Source organism: Ruegeria sp. AL12 (genome assembly GCF_056540885.1).
On the sequence record NZ_JBQFXN010000160.1, the window covers coordinates 1 to 606 of the forward strand.

1 protein-coding gene is annotated in these 606 nt (G+C 53.3%); it reads left to right on the top strand.

Annotated elements, in window-relative coordinates:
* Nucleotides 1–39: 39 nt before the first annotated feature.
* Nucleotides 40–606 (top strand): hypothetical protein (locus ACR0C6_RS21985; RefSeq protein ID WP_480621299.1); only part of this gene is annotated, 567 nt, incomplete at its 3' end.

Consider the following 606-nt stretch of genomic DNA (forward strand, 5'->3'; position numbering starts at 1 on the left):
GCCACTTTTAGTCCGAACCCTGAATCGTGCCTTGACCCTATGAAAGCAACATACCGCACATTTTCGAGCCAGACCCTGGATGGGAGCACATTCCATCAGGTTGTGTTAATGGTGTGCCAGGTTCTGTTCGTTCTGACGGGAACCGGACTTTTGTCCATCGTGCTGTGGCAAAACTCGCTGGCGAATAAAATCGAAATCCTATCTCTGGCGCCGATGCTTGCAATCACGTGCCTCTATTATCGGCATCTGCTCCGCGGGGCCGTCGCATCACCCGAGATCGTGTTGATTGTGATCCTTGCTGCAGCATCAGTAACGTGGAGCACCTATCCCGCCGAGTCTTTGGAACGCAGCATTCCGCTGATCGTAACAACCGCATTCGGCCTGGCCCTGGGCAGTATGATGTCGCTGCGAGGGTTGCTTTTATTCATTGCGACTTTTTTCGGCTTATCCATGGTGCTGGCAATGGGGGCAATCATTGCGTTCCCGCAAGCAAGGGGTATCCCACCGTGGGGGGACACTTGGAATGGGATCTATATGCACAAAAATGGGCTTGGGGCAGCGGCCACAGCTGCCTTGTTGTCTTGCACCTATGCAGTGAAAACACTT